Origin of the sequence: Pseudomonas sp. NFACC24-1, from assembly GCF_900115235.1 — a bacterium.
Taxonomy (GTDB): Bacteria; Pseudomonadota; Gammaproteobacteria; order Pseudomonadales; family Pseudomonadaceae; genus Aquipseudomonas; species Aquipseudomonas fluorescens_AA.
This window is the reverse complement of record NZ_FOVS01000005.1, coordinates 132,145-150,463: the sequence shown is the minus strand read 5'-3', so window position 1 is coordinate 150,463 and position 18,319 is coordinate 132,145. Positions and strand designations below refer to the sequence as shown.

The window sequence follows — 18,319 nt, the reverse complement described above, 5'->3', positions numbered from 1 at the left end:
TTTATCCGTCTTTCTTCACGAGATTGCCATCGGCGTCATAAACCAGGTACTCGTCACTGTTATTCGGGTCCCTCACGTAATAACGAGCCTCATTGCCGTTATCCGGCACGTCCAGGCTGGTGTAGGACCCCAGTTCCTTGATCACCTTGTTGTCCCGACTGATCAAGACCAGGCCGGAACCACCATCGGCCCGGATGGCCGCGGCGTAGTGTGTCTGGAACACGCTGATCTGGTTGTAATCCAGCGGGACCTGCAACCTGCCCGCCAGGTCGATGGCACCGTAGCTGCCATCGCGTCCGACCACCGCCATGCCGTTGGAAAACGGCGTCACTTCGTCATACGGCAACTTGATGGGTAGCCGCGCGCCCTGGCGATCGATAAAAGCGAATTTCCGGCTTTTAGTGTCTTGCACCAATAGCGGTTGTTGCCCGACAAACCGACCTATCACGTTGTCCCCCTGAAGGTTGATCCGTTTACCTTGCAGGTCGAACACGTCTTGACGACTCCGATCAGCGGAGCTGGCGTAGAGCAACCCCTCGCGGTACTCGATGCCCGAGAACTGCGTCGGCAAGATCTCTTTGCCGTCCAGGGTATAGGCGCCGTACAGGCCTTCCATGACATCGGTTCGCTTGCCGAGACGGGCGATGAACACGTTGTCGGTCACGGTAGGGTTGACGAATTTCATCGGCAACACGAAACGATGACGCTTGGCATCATAGAGCCCGTAAGGGCCGTTGGTTTCGCGCTCGACCAACAGCAGGCCATTGCTCAACGCCTCGGTGATGTATTCGAACGGCAGGTCTACGAGTTTGTTGCTACCGGCGGGGAAGTAGGCGAGCTGGCTGCGCAACGCCTGCCACTCCGACTCCGGGTCGCTGGACTTCTCCGGGGAAAACAACGTGTAGGTATCGGCCATCTGGCTATCTTGCACCTGCACCCAACGGGGCTTGATCAACCACTGGCCAGCCTGATCGATGAAGCCGTAGCGCTCGGCGTTCCGGTCCAGGGCAATGTAACGCGCTTGTGCTGCAAGGACGTTGTCGACCTGGGCGAATTCAACGGTGTTGTCTTCCATCGGATCGAGCACATGGATGACGATACGTTGCGGGGTGGCCTCGAATCGATAGTCGACCTCGGTGTTTTTCAACGGACCCACCTGAGCGGCCAGCGCCTCGGTCAAGCGCTGCAATTGCTGTTGCACCGCCTGGCCGGTCTTGAGCTGCTTGAGATCGTCCTTGGTCTGCAACAGCGCGTTGTAATACTCATGCAACGCCGCGATATCGCCATCGGAGGGGAACGCCCGGGAGTTGTTACCGTTGCTGTAGAGCGCCCTGCCCGCGTCATCCAGCCCCTGCACCACGAAGGTCGACAATTTCGGTGTACTCAACCGCACGGACGCGCTGTCATCACCCAGGGCAGTGAGCTGGAAGGACTGACCGCCGTCCAGGGTCACTTTCGGGTGATCCTTGTCCAGTACCACTTTCTTGAACGCCGGGTAGCTGCGGTAAGCGACCGTCAGGCCGAGACTCGCCAGGGATTTGTTCACCGACAGGGCGAAGGCGTCATGGGACGAGATCGTGTCGTCGGACTCGACCTGGGGCGACACCTTGAGCTCGGCGAAGGTTGTTTCGCTGCCATCGCGAAAACGCAGGCGCTGCGGCAGGTACTGCTCGGCCGCCGGCTCCTCCGGCGTGGCGGCGCGCTTCCAGAGTGGATCGAGGCGGCTGGTATCGAGCCGCACCTCGGAACCCTCGGCAAACAGCCGCTGGGTAAAACGCAAGCCTTGAATCGACGCCAGCTCAGCTTTCAGTTGCGCGCTGGTGAACGGGACAAACAGCGGCTCGTATTGCAATGGCTGCTCGTCGTCGGGCTCGCTCGTCGAAAGGGTCAGGCTCAATTGCGCGTCGCTGATCAGCTCCAGGGACCTGAGGGTTTCACCGGTGTCCTGAATCAAGTAATTGAGGCGTTTTTCCACCTCGGGCGCTGCCAGCGTACCGGTGTCTTCCATGCCCCCTTCGTTCAGTTGCTCGGCGGCGAAACCTTCATCTACCGGCGCGCCGCTGTGGCGAAACAGGTAATAGGACGCACAGCCCACCACCAACAAGGTCACACTCAGTATCGACAGCAATCTCAAACGAGGCTGGGTAAAATTCATGGTGGTTTCGGCAGTCAAAGGGCTGGGGAGACAGGCAGCTAAGCACACGGCCTTGCGCGCTGCAAATCCCCTGGGTGGCCCGGCGCTGATGAAAACATGCCTGGATCGTCGCCACTGTCCGACGCAAGCGAAGCACCACCGGTCGTGCCTGCCACACGCAGCCCTTGACGACCGATTGGGTTCTGGTGTTTCCTGAAACCGGTTTCAGAGCCACCAATAAATCCAATAAGCAGGTTTCAATCCGTGACTTCTTTCTCCGCCGCCCAGCGCAACCGCGTGACCATGCTCGACGTCGCCGAACGCGCCGGGGTCTCCAAGGCCAGTGTCTCGCGTTTCATTGGCGAAGACCGGGCCCTGCTCTCCGAAGCCATCGCTCGGCGCATCGAGCAGGCCATCAGCGAGCTGGGCTACCGGCCGAACCAGATGGCCCGCGGCCTCAAGCGCGGGCGCACACGGCTGATCGGCATGCTGGTGGCCGATATCCGCAACCCATATTCGATTGCCGTGATGCATGGCGTGGAAACCGCCTGTCGTCGCCATGGCTATAGCCTGGTGGTGTGCAACACCGACCGCGACGACGAGCAGGAACGCCAGCACCTGGCGTTGCTGCGCGCCTACAACATCGAAGGGTTGATCGTGAACACCTTGGGTCACCACCGTGACGAACTGTTCGAACTGCGCAGCGAAATGCCCCTGGTGCTGGTGGATCGCAAGGTCGATCGCCTCGACAGCGACCTGGTCGGGCTGGACAACCCGGCGGCCATCGAAATGGCCCTCGATCACCTCGAACAACGGGGCTACCGCGATCTGTTGCTGGTGACCGAACCGTTCGACGGCACCAGTTCGCGAATCGAGCGGGTCGAGAGTTTCAAGGCTGGTATCCAACGGCGGCCTGCCCTGGCCGGCACCGTGGTGGAAACCTCTGATCAGTTGACCACGCGTATCAAGACTTTTCTTGCCCAGCCTGGCCATGGCCCCAAGGCGTTGTTCTGCGCCAATGGCATTGCCGCCCTGGCCGCCACGACGGTGTTGCGCGAGCTGGGTTGTCACTTGTTCGACGACGTGGGCCTGATCGCCCTCGATGACCTGGATTGGTACCCCTTGGTGGGCAGCGGCATCACGGCCCTGGCCCAACCGACAGCGCAGATCGGCGCCAGCGCGTTCGAATGCCTGCTCAAGCGCTTGCGCGGTGACAACGGGCCGGTGCGGACCCTGGATTTTGCGGCGCGGTTGATTGAGCGTGGGTCGACGCTTGGGAATGGTCGGTGATGGTGAGGGCCCTATCGCGAGCAAGCTCGCTCCCACACGGGATCTGTGGCGCACTGAAGATCCCTGTGGGAGCGAGCTTGCTCGCGATGAGGCCCTAAAGCCCCCCCTTTTTTTGAACGCTTTTTTTTGAACCCTTTTATTTGAACCCTTTTTTTGAACAAAACTGAAACCGGTTTCAGAGGTATAACAACAATGCACAACCCACCCGTCTCCATCAGTCTTTCCAGCTACGGCGCCGACCTGGTGCGGCAGCATGGCCAAGGCCGTTTCATCGATCTGTTGGCCGCCGCCGGTGCCTCGCGCATCGAATGGCGCGAAGAATTGCTCACCACCGAACAGCCCGCTGAACTGGCCGCCGCTGCCCGGGCCCAGGGGCTGCAGAGTATATTCTCGTCCCCCCTGGAACTGTGGCTCGCCGGCCAGTCCAGGCCCAACCCCGCCCTGGCGCTGGCCCTGCAACGCGGCGAGGCGTTCGGTTCGACCTGGCTGAAAGTCTCCCTCGGGCATTTCACCGACTCCAATGACCTGTCGGCACTGGCCCAGGTGCTCGCCGCCAGCCCGGTGCAGTTGCTGGTGGAAAACGACCAGACCTTGCAAGGCGGGCGAATCGAGCCGCTGCAACGATTCTTCACCGCAGTGGAGCACCAGGCGCTGCCCATCGCCATGACCTTCGACATTGGCAACTGGCAATGGCAGGACCAATCGGCCGCCGTGGCCGCCCGCCAGCTCGGACGCTATGTGGCGTATGTGCACTGCAAGGCCGTGGCCCGGCGCGCCGACGGCAAACTCGTCGCCGTGCCTCCGGCCGTGACCGACCTGCACATGTGGGAACAACTGCTCAAACACATGCCCGCCGGCGTGATGCGCGCCGCCGAATACCCACTGCAGGACGATGACCTGCTGCAATTGACCGCCCACCATGTCGCCACCTTGTCCCGCCTCGGGCAATCGCGCCAGGAGCCTGCCCATGTCTGAGTTCGATGTGTTGTCGTTCGGCGAAACCATGGCAATGCTGGTGGCGGATCAGCGCGGTGACCTGGCCTGCGTCGACCAGTTCCACAAGCGCATTGCGGGGGCCGACAGCAACGTGGCCATCGGTCTGTCGCGGCTGGGCTTCAAGGTGGCGTGGCTGAGTCGGGTCGGCGCCGATTCCCTGGGGCGGTTCGTGACGCAGACCTTGGAAAACGAGGGCCTGGATTGTCGCCACGTGGCGGTCGACCCGGAGCACCCCACCGGCTTCCAGTTCAAGTCCCTTACCGTCGATGGCAGCGACCCGCAAGTCGAGTATTTCCGGCGCAGCTCGGCGGCCAGTCATCTGTCGATCGGCTCCATCGCGCCAGCGCTGCTTGACGCCCGTCATGTGCACGCCACCGGCATCGTCCCGGCGCTGTCGGGCACGGCCCGCGAGATGTCCTTTGAATTGATGAGCCGTATGCGCGCGGCCGGCCGCAGCCTGTCGTTCGACCCCAACCTGAGGCCAAGCCTATGGAGCAGCGAGTCGACGATGATCACTGAAATCAATCGCCTCGCCGCCCTCGCCCACTGGGTCTTGCCGGGGCTCGGCGAAGGCCGGCTGCTGACCGGTTTCGACGACCCGGCCGACATCGCCGCGTTCTACCTGGACCAAGGTGCCGAAATCGTCGTGATCAAGCTCGGCGCGGAAGGCGCTTATTACCGCACGGCGTTGGACCAGGGCGTCATCCCTGGCGTGCCGGTGGGCCAAGTGGTGGACACCGTGGGCGCCGGTGATGGCTTCGCCGTGGGCCTGATCAGCGCATTGCTCGAAGGCCGGGCCATCACCGAGGCCGTGCAACGCGCCAACTGGATTGGCAGCCGCGCGGTGCAGAGCCGCGGAGACATGGAGGGATTGCCGACTCGCATTGAGTTATTGGCTGAATTTGAAACCGCCAATCGCGAGCAAGCTCGCTCCCACAGGGGTTAACTCGATCCCATGTGGGAGCGAGCTTGCTCGCGATAGAGCCACCACAAAACACACCTGCTGCAACAAAAACAACAAGCTCAGGAGTCAACGACATGCAAACGCTCAACCTCGCCACCCGCCGCTGGTGGTACATCATGCCCATCGTCTTCATCACCTACAGCCTGGCCTACCTCGACCGGGCCAACTATGGATTTGCCGCCGCCTCGGGCATGGCCGAGGACCTGATGATCACCCCGGGGCTCTCGTCGCTGCTGGGCGCCCTGTTTTTCCTCGGCTACTTTTTCTTCCAGGTCCCGGGGGCGATCTACGCGCAAAAGCACAGCGTGAAGAAGCTGATCTTCGTCAGCCTGATCCTCTGGGGTTCGCTGGCGACCCTGACGGGTGTGGTCGCCAACGCCTACTGGCTGATCGTGATCCGCTTCATGCTCGGAGTGGTCGAGGCCGCGGTGATGCCGGCGATGCTGGTGTACCTGTGCCACTGGTTCACCCGGGCCGAACGCTCGCGCGCCAATACCTTCCTGATCCTCGGCAACCCGGTGACCATGCTGTGGATGTCCGTGGTCTCGGGTTACCTGGTGCAGCAATTCGACTGGCGCTGGATGTTCATCATCGAGGGCCTGCCGGCGGTGCTCTGGGCCTTTGTCTGGTGGCGCCTGGCCGATGATCGCCCGGCCCAGGCCAAGTGGCTCAGCGACCAGGAAAAACATGATCTGGAAAGTGCCTTGGCGGCCGAACAGGTCGGCATCAAGGCGGTGAAAAACTACGCCGAAGCCTTCCGCTCTCCCAAGGTGATCATCCTGGCGTTGCAGTTTTTCTGCTGGAGCATCGGCGTCTACGGGTTTGTGCTGTGGTTGCCGTCGATCCTCAAGGCCGGCCTGCAGATGAACATGGTCGAGGCCGGTTGGCTGTCATCCTTGCCGTACCTGGCGGCGGTGATCGGCATGCTGGTGGTGTCCTGGGCGTCGGACAAGGTGCAGAAGCGCAAGCGTTTTGTCTGGCCGCCGCTGCTGATCGCCTCCATCGCGTTCTACGCCTCCTACCTGCTGGGGGCCGAGCACTTCTGGTGGTCCTATGGCTTGCTGGTGGTCGCCGGCGCTTGCATGTACGCGCCATACGGTCCGTTCTTCGCCATCGTTCCGGAAATCCTCCCGGCCAATGTCGCCGGCGGCGCCATGGCCTTGATCAACAGCATGGGCGCGCTGGGTTCGTTTGGCGGCTCGTACCTGGTGGGCTACCTCAACGGCACCACCGGCTCCCCTGGCATGTCCTTCCTGCTGATGAGCGGCGCCTTGCTGCTGTCGGTCGTGCTGACCCTCGCCCTCAAGCCCGGCGCCAGCGACCGGACCGTCTCCCACTCCGCGACGCCAAACCCGGCGCCCGCCCGCTCCTGAATCGAGACCCCTCCCATGAAAAAACACGTGGTGTTGTACAAAGCGCTGTCACCTCAATTGATGGCTCGCCTGCAAGCCCATGCCCAAGTCACACTCATCGAACGCCTCGATACCCAGGGCCTGGCACAACTGCGCGACGCCCTGCCCACGGCCCACGGCCTGCTGGGCGCCAGCCTCAAGCTGGATGCGGCGCTGCTGGACCTGGCGCCGAACCTGCAAGCCATCGCCAGTGTCTCGGTGGGCGTCGATAACTACGACATCGACTACCTGACCGAACGCCGGATCCTGCTGACCAATACCCCGGACGTGCTCACCGAAACCACCGCGGACACCGGTTTCGCCCTGATCCTGGCAACCGCCCGGCGCGTGGTGGAACTGGCCAACCTGGTCCGCGAAGGCGGCTGGCAACAGAGCATCGGCCCCCGGCATTTCGGCACCGACGTCCATGGCAAGACCCTGGGCATCATCGGCATGGGACGCATCGGCGAAGCCTTGGCCCAGCGCGGGCACTTCGGCTTCGGCATGCCGGTGCTCTACCACAGCCACTCACCCAAGCCCGCGGTCGAGCAGCGTTTCAACGCACGCTATTGCAGCCTCGAAACATTGTTGCAGCAGGCGGACTTCGTTTGCCTGACCTTGCCTTTGACGGCTGAAACCCAAGGGCTGATCGATGCTCAGGCGTTTGCCCGAATGCGTCCCGAGACCCTCTTCATCAATATCTCCCGGGGAAAAGTGGTGGATGAAGCGGCGCTGATCGACGCCCTGCGCAACGGCCAGATCCGTGGCGCGGGACTGGACGTCTTCGAGCGCGAACCCTTGAATACCGATTCGCCGCTGTTGCAGATGGACAACGTGGTAGCGACACCGCACATGGGCTCGGCCACCCACGAAACCCGGGAAGCGATGGCGCGCTGTGCCGTGGACAACCTGCTGGCGGCATTGGCGGGTGAGCGGCCGGTGAACCTGGTGAATTTGGAGGTATGGAAAGGCTGAGCTATTCACCGCCAATCCCTGTGGGGGCTGAGCTGCTCGCGATGGGGCCAGCAAGCCCGACATCCCTGTGACGGAACCACCGCCTTCGCGAGCAGGATGAAGCGGCCTCAAGCGTCCCAAGGGGCCACGGCGTCAACGTCAATGGCGTAGCGTTCAATGGCCTCGGCACAGACACTGGCGTCCAGACATCCCTCATGCACCAGCGAGGTCAGCGCACTCACGACGATCTGGTGGCGGTCCACTTCGAAGAACCTGCGCAGTTGGCTGCGGGTATCGCTGCGGCCAAATCCGTCGGTGCCGAGCACGGTGTAATGGCCATCGAGATAGCTGGCGATCAACTGGGGCAAGGCCCGTACGTAGTCGGTACAGGCAATGATGGGTGTCGAGTCGTGGAGACATTCCTGAACATGACTGCATTTGGCAGGTTGCCCGGGATGCAGTCGATTCCAGCGCTCCACTTCACGCGCATCACGTGCCAACTCGGTGAAACTGGTAACGCTCCAGACCTGACTGTCGATTCCCCAATCGCTGGCCAGCAACTGGGCGGCGGCAATCACTTCGCCCAGGATGGCGCCGGAACCCAACAACTGGACACGTCCACGCGCATCCTCGACTTCATGCCGGGCAAACAGATACATGCCCTGGATAATGGCCTGTTCGACACCTTCAGGAAGGGTGGGCTGCGGGTAGTTCTCGTTCATCAAGGTGACGTAATAAAACTCGTCCACCTGACGCTCCAGCATCTGGCGCATGCCGTGATCCAGGATCACCGCGAACTCGCCGGCGAATGCCGGATCGTAAGCCCGACAATTGGGGACCATCGCCGCCATCAGATGACTGTTGCCGTCCTGGTGCTGCAAACCTTCGCCACCCAATGTGGTGCGGCCTGCGGTGGCACCGAGCAGAAAACCACGAGCCCGTTGATCCGCCGCCGCCCAGATCAGGTCGCCAATGCGCTGGAAGCCGAACATCGAGTAATAGATGTAGAACGGTAGCATCGGCAAGCCATGCACCGAGTAGCTGGTCGCCGCTGCCACCCAGGAACTGATCGCCCCCGCCTCGCTGATGCCCTCTTCGAGAATCTGCCCATCCAGGGCTTCTCGATAACTGAGGATCGAACCGATGTCCTCCGGCTCGTAACGCTGCCCCACGCTGGAGTAGATGCCAATCTGCTTGAACAGGCTGGCCATGCCGAACGTACGTGCTTCATCCGCCACGATCGGCACGATGCGCGGCCCCAGTTGCTTGTCCCGGAGCAAGCCACTGAGCATCCGCACGAAGGCCATGGTGGTGGACATTTCCTTGCCTTGGGCGGCGATGGCGAACCCGGCGTAGCTGCTTACGTCGGGTACGGCCAATGATTCGCTGGCCGAAGGTCGCGCCGGCATGTAGCCGCCCAGCGCCCGGCGGCGTGCATGCAGGTAGCGCATTTCCGCGCTGTCGTCGCTCGGCTTGAAGAAGCTCAGGGAGACAGCCTGCTCATCGGTCAACGGCAGGTTGAAACGGTTGCGGAACGCGATCAACGCCTCACTGTCGAGTTTCTTCTGCTGGTGCACGGTCATCTTGCCTTGCCCGGCGTCGCCCATGCCGAAGCCCTTCTTGGTCTGGGCCAGGATGACCGTAGGTCTCTTGCCCTCGAGCATTGCGCTTTGATACGCGGCAAAGATTTTCACCAGGTCATGACCACCGCGCTTGAGGCGGTCGATCTGCTCGTCGGTCAGGCCTTGGGCCAAATGCGCCAGGGCTTCGTCCTGGCCGAAGAAATGCTCACGGTTGAAGCGCCCATCCTTGGCCGCGAACGTCTGGAACTGGCCATCGACCGTGGCCGACAAGGCCCGGACCAACGCGCCGTCTTTATCCTGGGCAAACAATCTGTCCCAGTCGGAACCCCAGACCAGTTTGATCACGTTCCAGCCCGCACCGCCGAACAATGCCTCGAGCTCGTCGATGATGCGACCGTTGCCGCGCACCGGGCCGTCCAGGCGCTGGAGGTTGCAGTTGACCACCCAGACCAGGTTATCCAGCCCTTCGCGCGCCGCCAGGGTCAGCGCCGACATGCTTTCCGGCTCATCCATTTCACCGTCGCCAAACACGCCCCAGACGGTTCGCCCCGAGGTTTTTTGCAGGCCGCGGTGCTCCAGGTACCGCATGAAACGCGCCTGGTAGATCGAGCTGATCGGACCGATCCCCATGGAGCCCGTCGGGAACTGCCAGAAGTCCGGCATCAACCAGGGATGCGGATAACTCGACAACCCCCGGGCGCCATTGGCGCGCGCGCCGATCTCTTGTCGATAGTGCTGCAGATCCTTTTCTTCCAGGCGTCCCTCGAGGAACGCCCGGGCATAGACGCCTGGCGCCGAGTGGGGTTGGTAGAACACCAGATCACCGCCGCCGGTTGGGGTGCGCGCCTTGAAGAAGTGATTGAAGCCCACTTCAAACAAATCCGCCGCACTGGCATAACTGGCAATGTGTCCGCCCAATTCGCCATAGGCATGATTGGCCCGGGCAACCATCGCCAGGGCATTCCAGCGCATGATCGATGCCAGACGCTCCTCCATGGCCAGATCCCCGGGAAACACCGGTTGCTGCTCAACGCTGATGGTATTGATGTAAGGGGTGCCATGCCTGGGCCGCCAGCCGATGCCCGAAGTGCTTGCCACGGCCAGCAGCATGTCGAGGATCTGTTTGGCCCGGTCCGTGCCACCGTGGGCTGCGACCGACAGCAAGGCCTCGCGCCACTCGGCCATTTCTTCATCCTCAACAACCTGGACCGGCCATTGGGCATGGGGATTGGACAGGTTCATAGGCAACTCCTGCAGGTGTTGGGTATCACTTCAAGGTGGCGCGAGTGACTCACTCGGGCGAGGCGTTTTACCTGCTCTACTGCCGCAATGACGGAGCGTTCTGCCGCCTCGTCTGGTGCGACCGGGTAGAGGCAGGGCTGACCAATGGAAAGGTCCTGCAAGAAGCGCTCATCCAGTTCACCGAGCACCACAAAACAGTAGTCATTCTTGGCCATTTTTACGCCAACCAGCTTGCCAGTCGCGGTATTCACCGTATCGACATGGATCAGCGCCACATTGTCAAAACAGCTGAACCCCTGATGGATCAAATCGATATGGTCGCTATCGAGTCCGCTCACGATGACCACGATACGCGTACAACTGGAAGGCTCGCGCATCCACCTCATTGCGTGGACACGCCCCTCGGCGGTTCGGCTCATAAGCGTTGCCTTTCTGGTTTCAACAGGCGAATTGACGAGGACTGGGTTAAATGACGCCGCGCGCCTGCAGCACGCTTTTGGCCAGACTCCGGGTCGCCGATAACACGTCTTCCACCTGTCGATCCATCGCCGCAGTGGATGAAGCTATTGTTCCCAGTTCGACGACGCGCAGCGGGTGGCCGCAGACGGATCCCAGCCAGGTCAGGCCAGGCACCGTGCCGACCTCCAGCAGAAAGCTGTCGTGGGGGACGCAGCGCAGCAGTTGGCTGGCATAACACGCGCCGCCCCCGGCAGACGGCTGCGGGCTGGACCCGACCCGCAACCAGTCGACCAGCAACGCCTCGGATTGCGTGACGGCCAGATAAGCCACCTGGTCCCAGTCATCTATCGTCACGTGCAGCTTGTCGATCATGTACTTGGGCAATGCGGCGCTGGTCACGATGACCACCCCGGCATCCGCCGAAGGTTCCTTGATCCAGACTGCGGATTGCGATATCCCATGCATGGCGGTACTCCCGGCGTTTGGGTTGCAGCGGCTCGCTCCGAGCGGCGATCCGACGATGAGGCGATGAGGCGATGACATTCAACATGCATGCCGACTGCCCCACCGCCTCGTGAGCAAGCCCTCGCCTACAGGTCACTGGCGTGAGTCAGCCGTTGCGAAACAGGAAGCTGTAGGCATTCAGCGCCGGCGCCCCGCCCAAGTGCGCGTAAAGCACTTTCGAGCCTTCGGGGAACTCGCCACGGCGGACCATTTCAATCATCCCGTGCATGGATTTTCCTTCGTACACCGGATCGGTCAGCACACCTTCCAGGCTGCCGCACAGGCGAATCGCTTCCAGCGTGCCGTCGTTAGGCAAACCGTACTCCGGATAGGCAAACCGCGTATCGAGCACCACATCCTCTTCGGTAATTTCGCGGCCCAACTCCACCAACTCTGCGGTATGCCGGGCGATACGCAGGATCTGTGCCTTGGTTTTCTCTGGCTTGGCCGAGGCATCAATGCCGATCACCTTCTTCGAACGGCCGTCCGCGGCGAAACCGACGACCATGCCGGCCTGGGTACTGCCGGTCACGGAACAGACCACGATGTAGTCGAACTTGAACCCCAGTTGTTTTTCCTGCTCCCGCACTTCCTCGGCAAAGCCGACGAACCCGAGACCGCCGTAGGGATGCTCGGAACAACCCGCCGGGATCGGGAACGGCTTGCCACCCTGCTCCACGACATCGCTCATGGCCTTCTCCCAACTTGGCCGGATACCAATATCGAAACCTGCTGCGTCCAATCGCACGTCAGCCCCCATGATGCGCGACATCTCGATGTTGCCCACCCGGTCATACACCGCGTCGGAATAATTCACCCAGTTTTCCTGCACCAGCACGCACTTCATGCCCAAGTGGGCAGCGACTGCAGCGACCTGCCGGGTCTGGTTCGACTGAATGCCACCGATAGACACCAGCGTATCGCAGCCTTGCTCGATCGCTTCGGGAATCAGGTACTCGAGCTTGCGGGTCTTGTTCCCGCCGAAGGCCAGGCCGCTGTTGCAATCCTCACGCTTGGCGTACAGCTCGACCTTGCCCCCCAGGTGTTCACTGAGACGCTTCAAGGGCGTAATGGGAGATGGACCGAAGGTCAACGGATAACGTTTAAAACGATTCAGGTTCATGACTCTGCTCCTCGATTATTGAATATCCAAGCGCCAGGCCGAGAAGCAAAGGGCTGCATTCCAGGCTCATCCACAGGGGCTTCGATGAGTTCAATACTAAGAAGAAATCGAAAAATATGTATTGCAAATTATTAGCAATTAAAGAAACATAATTTTCGGCAAAAACCATCAAACATACTTTTACTGCGCATAAACCATCATGAGTGCAATAAATACTCGCAAGAAGCCAACCGAAACAGCCCCAACGCCGCAGCCGCTGGATCGAACCGACCGCGCCATTCTCAAGGCCCTGCAGCGAGATGCCTCCATCTCCAACGTGGCGCTGGCAGAGAAGGTCAAACTGAGCGCGCCAGCCTGCCTGCGACGGGTCGAACGGCTCAAGCAGGCCGGCCTGATCAAGCACATCGTCGCACTGCTGGACAATGAAGCGCTGGATGCGGGGATGGTGGTCTTGATCGGCGTGGTGCTGGACCGTTCCACACCGGAATCCTTCGCCGCATTCGAGGCGGCGGCACAAAAAGTGTCCGGCTGCATGGAATGCCATGTGGTGACGGGGGAATTCGACTACTTCATGTTGATACGAACCAAGGACAGCAACAGCTTCAACCGGCTCCACGCGGAGCAACTGCTCTACCTGCCCGGGGTTCGCCAGATTCGCTCGTTCATGGGGTTGCGCCAGGTCTTGTCGACCACCCACATTCCCCTTTGAGGCTGCAGTCAGGCCGGGTAGGTATTCATCGCTTACTCAGCGAAGCATCAAGAGGAATATCGAGGGTAAAGGTTGCGCCTTGTCCAACCCCGTCGCTGTGCACGGTCAAGCTGCCACCCATCTCCTGCGCGGCCAGCGCGCAGCTGTGCAGGCCAAAACCGTGACCGTCTTTGCGCGTGGTGAAACCATGGGAAAAAATGCGCTTCATGTGCTCAGGCGCAATCCCGTTGCCGTTGTCGGCCACCGTGATGCGCAATACCACCCCGTCAACGAGGGACGCGCTGAACGTGACGCATGGGCTGCGATCGATTACGCCGTCCAACGCCTGCTTGGCATTGCCGATCAGGTTCACCAGAATCAGCAGAACCCGGTGCCGGTCCAACGGCAGCAGGGGCAAGTCGGCAATGTCCTTGACCATCGTCACCTCCTGGCGCACCAGTAATCCAGCGCTCATGCGCAAGGCATCGTCGATCAACTCTGCGACCGGCACGGTCTCGACAATACTGACGGCAACGGCATAGGACTGCTGGGCAGCGACAATGGTTTTGATGTGGTCAATGCCCTTGGTGAGTTGCCCGAGTTCTTCGATGATGCTCTGTTGCTCTGCCGCCACCACCTCCGCCAGCTTGAGCAGGTAATCGGGCAGCATCTTTCCCTTGTGGTCCTTGGTGAGAAAATCGCTCAGGTCATGGACGTGTTCGTTCATCAGTTGCGCCACCTTGCCCAGCCCCTGGGCCTTGGAGGTGCGCATCTGGTTGCTGACCAGTTCTGCCGATACGTTCACGCTGTTGAGGACGTTGCCGACGTTGTGCAGCACCGTCGTAGCGATTTCGGCCATGCCCGCCTGACGGGACTTTGCGTGCAGTTCGGTTTGCACCTGGCTCATGCGCAGTGCCGCGCGTACGCGAGCCTTGAGCTCCAGCGGCGAAAAGGGTTTGGCGATATAGTCATCGGCGCCACTCTCCAGCCCGGAAACGCAGGCCTCGCTACCGCCACGGGCGGTCACCAGGATCACGGGTAAATGAGCAAAACCGGCGCTGGCTTTGATCCTGGCTGTCAGGCCAAAACCGTCGAGCTGCGGCATCATCACATCCGAAACCACGACATCGATGGGTCGAAGCTGCAGCAGCGCCCAGGCCTGCTCTCCATCGGTTGCGGTGGTGACGACGTAATCGTCTCGCAAAAGCTCGCTGAGATAGCCCAGCATCTCCGGGCTGTCGTCGACCACCAGCACTCTGGATCGCGAGGCATGTTCCAGGGGCGGCTCGTCGCCTGCGCCTTGGATCGAAGCCCGGTCGTTGCGACTGCCAAGGCGACCGTCATCGAAACGCAGGTGGCGCTGCTCGGTTGTGCTTGTCGTGCTCGATGACGATCGCTCGTGCATCGTGCTGGCTTCGGTGGACACGGTGTTTGGCTCGGTCCCTAACGGAAGTCGAACAAAAAAGCACGAACCCCGTCCGGGCTCGCTGCTGACACCGACTTCACCCCCCATCAATTCGACCAGATCCTTGACCAGGGCGAGACCGATGCCTGTGCCGCTGTAGTGACGCGTGGCGGAATTGTCGATCTGGGAAAAACGCTGGAACAGCAGCGGCAGTTTGTCGGGCGCAATGCCAATCCCCGAGTCCTGCACCGCGAGTTCAAATCGCTCGCCATCGAGCGGCGTGACGGCCAAGTGCACAGTGCCGCCGGCCGGTGTGAACTTGATGGCATTGCTCACCAGGTTGAGAAGGATCTTCTCGAAGTGCTGGGGGTCCAGGAACACCGTGCCGAGCGCAGGATCGATGCTGCAGGTCAAGGTGCAGCCTTTGCCCTCGGCCACCATGGCGGCATCCTCGGCCAGCACACCCACCACCTTGTTCAAATCAATGGGCGTTGGGCACAACTCGAACTTGCCCGCTTCGGCCTTGGAGAAATCGAGGATGTCGTTCACCCGGTTCATCAAGCGCAACGCGTTGCGTTGGGCGCGGTCGATTTGCACATGCCAGTCCACTGGCGGGGTGGTCGCCGCCGAGAGTTGTTCCAAGGGGGCGAGAATGAGGGTCAAGGGGGTGCGCAGTTCGTGACTGACGGTGGCCACGAAATCGCTCTTTGCCTGGTTAGCCGTCTCGGCCTGGTTGCGCGCCTGAATCAGTTCGATGGCCTGCGCCTCCAGCACCTCGGTCTGGTGGTGCAGCGCGTCGGTCCGTTCGGCGACCATTCTCTCCAAAGACGCCTGGACTTGCTGTCGCTCGGCCTCGGCCTCGGCCTCCAACACCCGGATGCGCAGGGCATTCTCCTGGAACACCCGTACGGCGCGGGTCATGATTCCAATCTCGTCGCCGCGTCCGGCACTGGCGATCTCGGCGTTCAGGTCGCCAGCCGCCAGCCGGCGCATGACCGAGGCCAGGGCCACGATGGGCTGCGCGACAAATCGCGATGTGCTCCAGGCGATGGCGCCGGCCAGCAGGATGGCGACGGTCCCTGCGACGATCGTCGCAAGCATGCCGCGATCATTGTGGACCAGGGCGTCGGAGCGCGCTTGACCAGCGAAGCGCGCCACCAACAGGCCGGCGCTCCGGGCCTCGTTGCGAACCTGGTCGCGCGCGTCGCTCAAGGCGTCGCTCGCTTGACGGAACCTGGCGAATGCCGCCCGGTAGCCGGCGATCTGATCGCTGACCGTCAGGGGCATAGCCTTGGCCCGCAGCCCCACGGACGCCGGTAGAACCCGAGAGAGTCGGGAGAGTTCGTCCAGGATGTGGCCGACAGAGCCGGCGACCTCGGCCGACGGTGACAGGCGAAACGACAAGGTCTGCGCCTCCAGGGTGGCAACACGCTCGGCGAAACGCTTGGACAACGCGGCGGCATTTTGCAGCAAACCGGTTGCTGCCTGAATGTCGCTGGCGTCATGGACAACGTGCCCTTCCACTTCACCCAACATGGCCTCGAGGCGCTCGACCGTATCCCCGACGGCGGCGAGATACCGCAAAGCCTCGCCTCCCCGGAGCTTGGGCGCCTCGCCAAGATGCTCGACCGCCACGCTGGCAGCGTCGAGCGCCGCGGCCAACTGGTCAAGGGCCTCTCTCTCCTGCGGTGTCCCCATCAACTCGCGCAACTGTTCGACCACGGGCCGCAGTGCCGCGCTGGCGTTCCGTGCCGCAGTGCCAGCCGTCCCGTCACCGGTCACCAGCATCCTGGCCACGTTGGCGGTGACGATCCGTTCGCCGTTGCGCAGGATATCCAGGATGCGATGGGCGCTTTCGATGTCGCTCACCCGCGCCTGGTGCTCAGCGGTGCGGGACTCAAGCCCCTTCAACCCATCGGCGATGCCCTGTTCGACGAGGATCGTCGCCTCTCGCATCCGGCCGTAGTGGGCTGTCATGTTCTCCGTTTCGCCATCCATGGTCAGGCTCGCGGTCCGCAAGGCTGCGATCGCCGTCGCGAGCCTTTCCAGACTGCCCTTGAGCGATTGCGCCTCCGCCACCGCAATGGCGGAGAGGCCGGCGATAGCCGTCGCCACCATGCTTTCGGCCTGGGACAGGCTTTCCTGGTCACGGGTGGCAATGAAGTTTTCCACCCGTCCGGTAGCCCCGTTGACCGAGGCCAGAATTTCCGCGGAATGGCTGGCGGAATCCACCGCACGTACCATGCCGCGCAGGCCGTAGAGGTTCACCAGCGACACCGCCAGCATCAGGAACACCAGCGCGGCGACCGCCAGGCCAATCCTGACGGCAATGGGCCTGTCAGTGGCGGGTTTGAATGTCGACATGGCGCCTCGCCCCCGGTCCGCCACTACGGCTTCGTCACCTCCGGCAACGGCGTCGGCGCCGCCGTATTGTTGATGGCCGCGTCGATCATCGCCACCACGGAAGCCTGGTCATAGGAAGGATTCGCGGCGCCGCCCACCGGCATGGTGGCGAGCCAGGCGTCCAGGTCTTTCCCATCGATACGCACCAACGGCACTTCGACGAACTTCGGCACCTGCTTGCCCGCCAGAATCTGCTGGGCCACCCAGAACCCCACCTGGGAGACGCTTGGGGAGGCGGAGACCGAGACGGTCTCGTAGCCATTGGCATCGCGCTCCTGTTTCCACAGGGCAAGTTCGTCCTGGCGATTTCCCATCACGATGATCGGCAAAGGGCGCCCTGCCGCCTTGAACGCCATGGCCGCGCCATAACCGTCGCCCCCTTGAGTCGCGACGGCATCGATGCTGGGCAGCGACGGCAGCGCCAGCGCCACCTCCTTGCGTGCCACGGAAGCGGTCCAGTTACCGTAGACGGTCTTGGCGAATTTCAGGCCCGGATAATCACTGGCGGCCTTGCGAATGCCGTCGCTGATGTTTTTATCGGTGGCATCGCCGGCAATGCCGCGGATCTCCAGCAGCGTTCCGTTCCCCTTGAGGCGCTCGGCGATGTAATCCATTTCCACGCGGCCCATGGCGGACCAGTTGTAATCCACGGTATAGACGCAGCTTTCGGTGACGAGGCTGGCCATGACCACCACCACGATGCCGGCGTTGCAGGCGTCGCGGATCACCCCGTTAAGGGCCGTGTCGGACGCGGCCAGGATGACGATGGCGTTCACGCCGTTGACGACCATGTCCTGGATATGGGCCGCTTGTTCCGACGCCGAGTTGTTCGCGCTGACCACCGGAGCCTCGCGGATGAGGCCATCCTTCTGCGCCTGGACTGCAATCTCCTGCCAGTTGCGCACCATCACCTTGCGAAAATCGCTGCCCGCGTAGGAATTGCTGAAGGCAATGCTATGGCTTGCGGTAGGGCCGCGGGCGACGCCGCCATCGGCAGCATGGGCTGGATTGGCGACAACCATCACCAGCCCGGTCACGCAGCCAGCGAAGCGCCACAGGATTTTGTGGATCGGTTTGGTATTCATATTGTTCTCCATCGTCCTTGGGATTTACCAAAAGTCATCCACTTGCACCTGTCGACAGTCTGGTCGACTGCTTGATCTGGTTTGGAGAAGTCGGCCTG

At 61.9% G+C, this 18,319-nt stretch carries 13 protein-coding genes; 6 read left to right on the top strand and 7 right to left on the bottom strand.

All coding sequences use genetic code 11. The features are described from left to right. Position 1: 1 nt before the first annotated feature. Positions 2 to 2,155 (bottom strand): WG repeat-containing protein, encoded by a 2,154-nt coding sequence (locus BM317_RS07320; RefSeq protein ID WP_092473716.1) that lies wholly within the window; start codon positions 2,153 to 2,155, stop codon positions 2 to 4. Between the two features lie 243 nt (positions 2,156 to 2,398). Here BM317_RS07320 and BM317_RS07315 point away from each other — a divergent pair, with 243 nt between their 5' ends. From BM317_RS07315 to BM317_RS07295, 5 genes are all read left to right on the top strand, one after another. Then, entirely contained in the window at positions 2,399 to 3,424 is a 1,026-nt protein-coding gene (locus BM317_RS07315) for a LacI family DNA-binding transcriptional regulator (RefSeq protein WP_092473714.1), read from the top strand. A gap of 192 nt (positions 3,425 to 3,616) precedes the next feature. Further along, the gene (locus BM317_RS07310; RefSeq protein WP_092473712.1) at positions 3,617 to 4,399 is read left to right on the top strand and encodes an apurinic/apyrimidinic endonuclease family protein; all 783 of its coding nucleotides are present in this window, start codon (positions 3,617 to 3,619) and stop codon (positions 4,397 to 4,399) included. Continuing rightward, on the top strand, positions 4,392 to 5,366 hold the full coding sequence (locus BM317_RS07305) for a sugar kinase (protein WP_092473710.1): 975 nt from the start codon (positions 4,392 to 4,394) through the stop codon (positions 5,364 to 5,366). Before BM317_RS07310 ends, BM317_RS07305 begins: the two co-directional genes overlap by 8 nt. A 92-nt stretch (positions 5,367 to 5,458) precedes the next feature. Beyond that, entirely contained in the window at positions 5,459 to 6,757 is a 1,299-nt protein-coding gene (locus BM317_RS07300) for an MFS transporter (protein WP_092473708.1), read from the top strand. A 15-nt stretch (positions 6,758 to 6,772) separates the two neighbouring features. Next, positions 6,773 to 7,750: an NAD(P)-dependent oxidoreductase gene (locus BM317_RS07295; protein WP_092473706.1), complete on the top strand. Its 978-nt coding sequence runs from the start codon at positions 6,773 to 6,775 to the stop codon at positions 7,748 to 7,750. Between the two features lie 107 nt (positions 7,751 to 7,857). Here BM317_RS07295 and mdeB read toward each other — a convergent pair whose 3' ends face one another. The 4 genes from mdeB to BM317_RS07275 all read right to left on the bottom strand — a co-directional run bounded on the left by mdeB (position 7,858) and on the right by BM317_RS07275 (position 12,640). Further along, positions 7,858 to 10,554, bottom strand: coding sequence for an alpha-ketoglutarate dehydrogenase (gene mdeB / locus BM317_RS07290; RefSeq protein WP_092473704.1), 2,697 nt, complete (start codon positions 10,552 to 10,554; stop codon positions 7,858 to 7,860). Next, on the bottom strand, positions 10,551 to 10,973 hold the full coding sequence (locus BM317_RS07285; protein ID WP_092168805.1) for a hypothetical protein: 423 nt from the start codon (positions 10,971 to 10,973) through the stop codon (positions 10,551 to 10,553). The genes mdeB and BM317_RS07285 overlap by 4 nt, the downstream gene beginning before the upstream one ends. 46 nt (positions 10,974 to 11,019) lie before the next feature. Further along, a complete protein-coding gene (locus BM317_RS07280) occupies positions 11,020 to 11,478 on the bottom strand; it encodes a transketolase (RefSeq protein WP_092168808.1) in 459 nt (152 codons plus the stop codon). A gap of 145 nt (positions 11,479 to 11,623) precedes the next feature. Continuing rightward, on the bottom strand, positions 11,624 to 12,640 hold the full coding sequence (locus tag BM317_RS07275; RefSeq protein WP_072405082.1) for a 1-aminocyclopropane-1-carboxylate deaminase: 1,017 nt from the start codon (positions 12,638 to 12,640) through the stop codon (positions 11,624 to 11,626). Between the two features lie 199 nt (positions 12,641 to 12,839). Between BM317_RS07275 and BM317_RS07270 the strand changes: the two genes are divergently transcribed. After that, positions 12,840 to 13,349: an Lrp/AsnC family transcriptional regulator gene (locus BM317_RS07270; RefSeq protein WP_092168811.1), complete on the top strand. Its 510-nt coding sequence runs from the start codon at positions 12,840 to 12,842 to the stop codon at positions 13,347 to 13,349. Between the two features lie 25 nt (positions 13,350 to 13,374). On the opposite strand, the gene BM317_RS07265 is transcribed toward BM317_RS07270, so the two are convergent. After that, a complete protein-coding gene (locus BM317_RS07265) occupies positions 13,375 to 17,097 on the bottom strand; it encodes an ATP-binding response regulator (protein WP_092473702.1) in 3,723 nt (1,240 codons plus the stop codon). A 23-nt stretch (positions 17,098 to 17,120) separates the two neighbouring features. Continuing rightward, complete coding sequence (locus tag BM317_RS07260; RefSeq protein ID WP_092473700.1) at positions 17,121 to 18,221, bottom strand: ABC transporter substrate-binding protein; 1,101 nt, start codon at positions 18,219 to 18,221, stop codon at positions 17,121 to 17,123. Positions 18,222 to 18,319 lie beyond the last annotated feature (98 nt).

Excerpts from the sequence above, each read along its gene's own strand:
- BM317_RS07285 (WP_092168805.1), bottom strand. The coding sequence starts at position 10,973 with ATGAGCCGAACCGCCGAGGGGCGTGTCCACGCAATGAGGTGGATGCGC.
- BM317_RS07275 (WP_072405082.1), bottom strand. The coding sequence starts at position 12,640 with ATGAACCTGAATCGTTTTAAACGTTATCCGTTGACCTTCGGTCCATCT.
- BM317_RS07265 (WP_092473702.1), bottom strand. The coding sequence starts at position 17,097 with ATGTCGACATTCAAACCCGCCACTGACAGGCCCATTGCCGTCAGGATT.
- BM317_RS07310 (WP_092473712.1), top strand. The coding sequence starts at position 3,617 with ATGCACAACCCACCCGTCTCCATCAGTCTTTCCAGCTACGGCGCCGAC.
- BM317_RS07300 (WP_092473708.1), top strand. The coding sequence starts at position 5,459 with ATGCAAACGCTCAACCTCGCCACCCGCCGCTGGTGGTACATCATGCCC.
- BM317_RS07280 (WP_092168808.1), bottom strand. The coding sequence starts at position 11,478 with ATGCATGGGATATCGCAATCCGCAGTCTGGATCAAGGAACCTTCGGCG.
- BM317_RS07295 (WP_092473706.1), top strand. The coding sequence starts at position 6,773 with ATGAAAAAACACGTGGTGTTGTACAAAGCGCTGTCACCTCAATTGATG.
- BM317_RS07305 (WP_092473710.1), top strand. The coding sequence starts at position 4,392 with ATGTCTGAGTTCGATGTGTTGTCGTTCGGCGAAACCATGGCAATGCTG.
- mdeB (WP_092473704.1), bottom strand. The coding sequence starts at position 10,554 with ATGAACCTGTCCAATCCCCATGCCCAATGGCCGGTCCAGGTTGTTGAG.
- BM317_RS07270 (WP_092168811.1), top strand. The coding sequence starts at position 12,840 with ATGAGTGCAATAAATACTCGCAAGAAGCCAACCGAAACAGCCCCAACG.
- BM317_RS07320 (WP_092473716.1), bottom strand. The coding sequence starts at position 2,155 with ATGAATTTTACCCAGCCTCGTTTGAGATTGCTGTCGATACTGAGTGTG.
- BM317_RS07260 (WP_092473700.1), bottom strand. The coding sequence starts at position 18,221 with ATGAATACCAAACCGATCCACAAAATCCTGTGGCGCTTCGCTGGCTGC.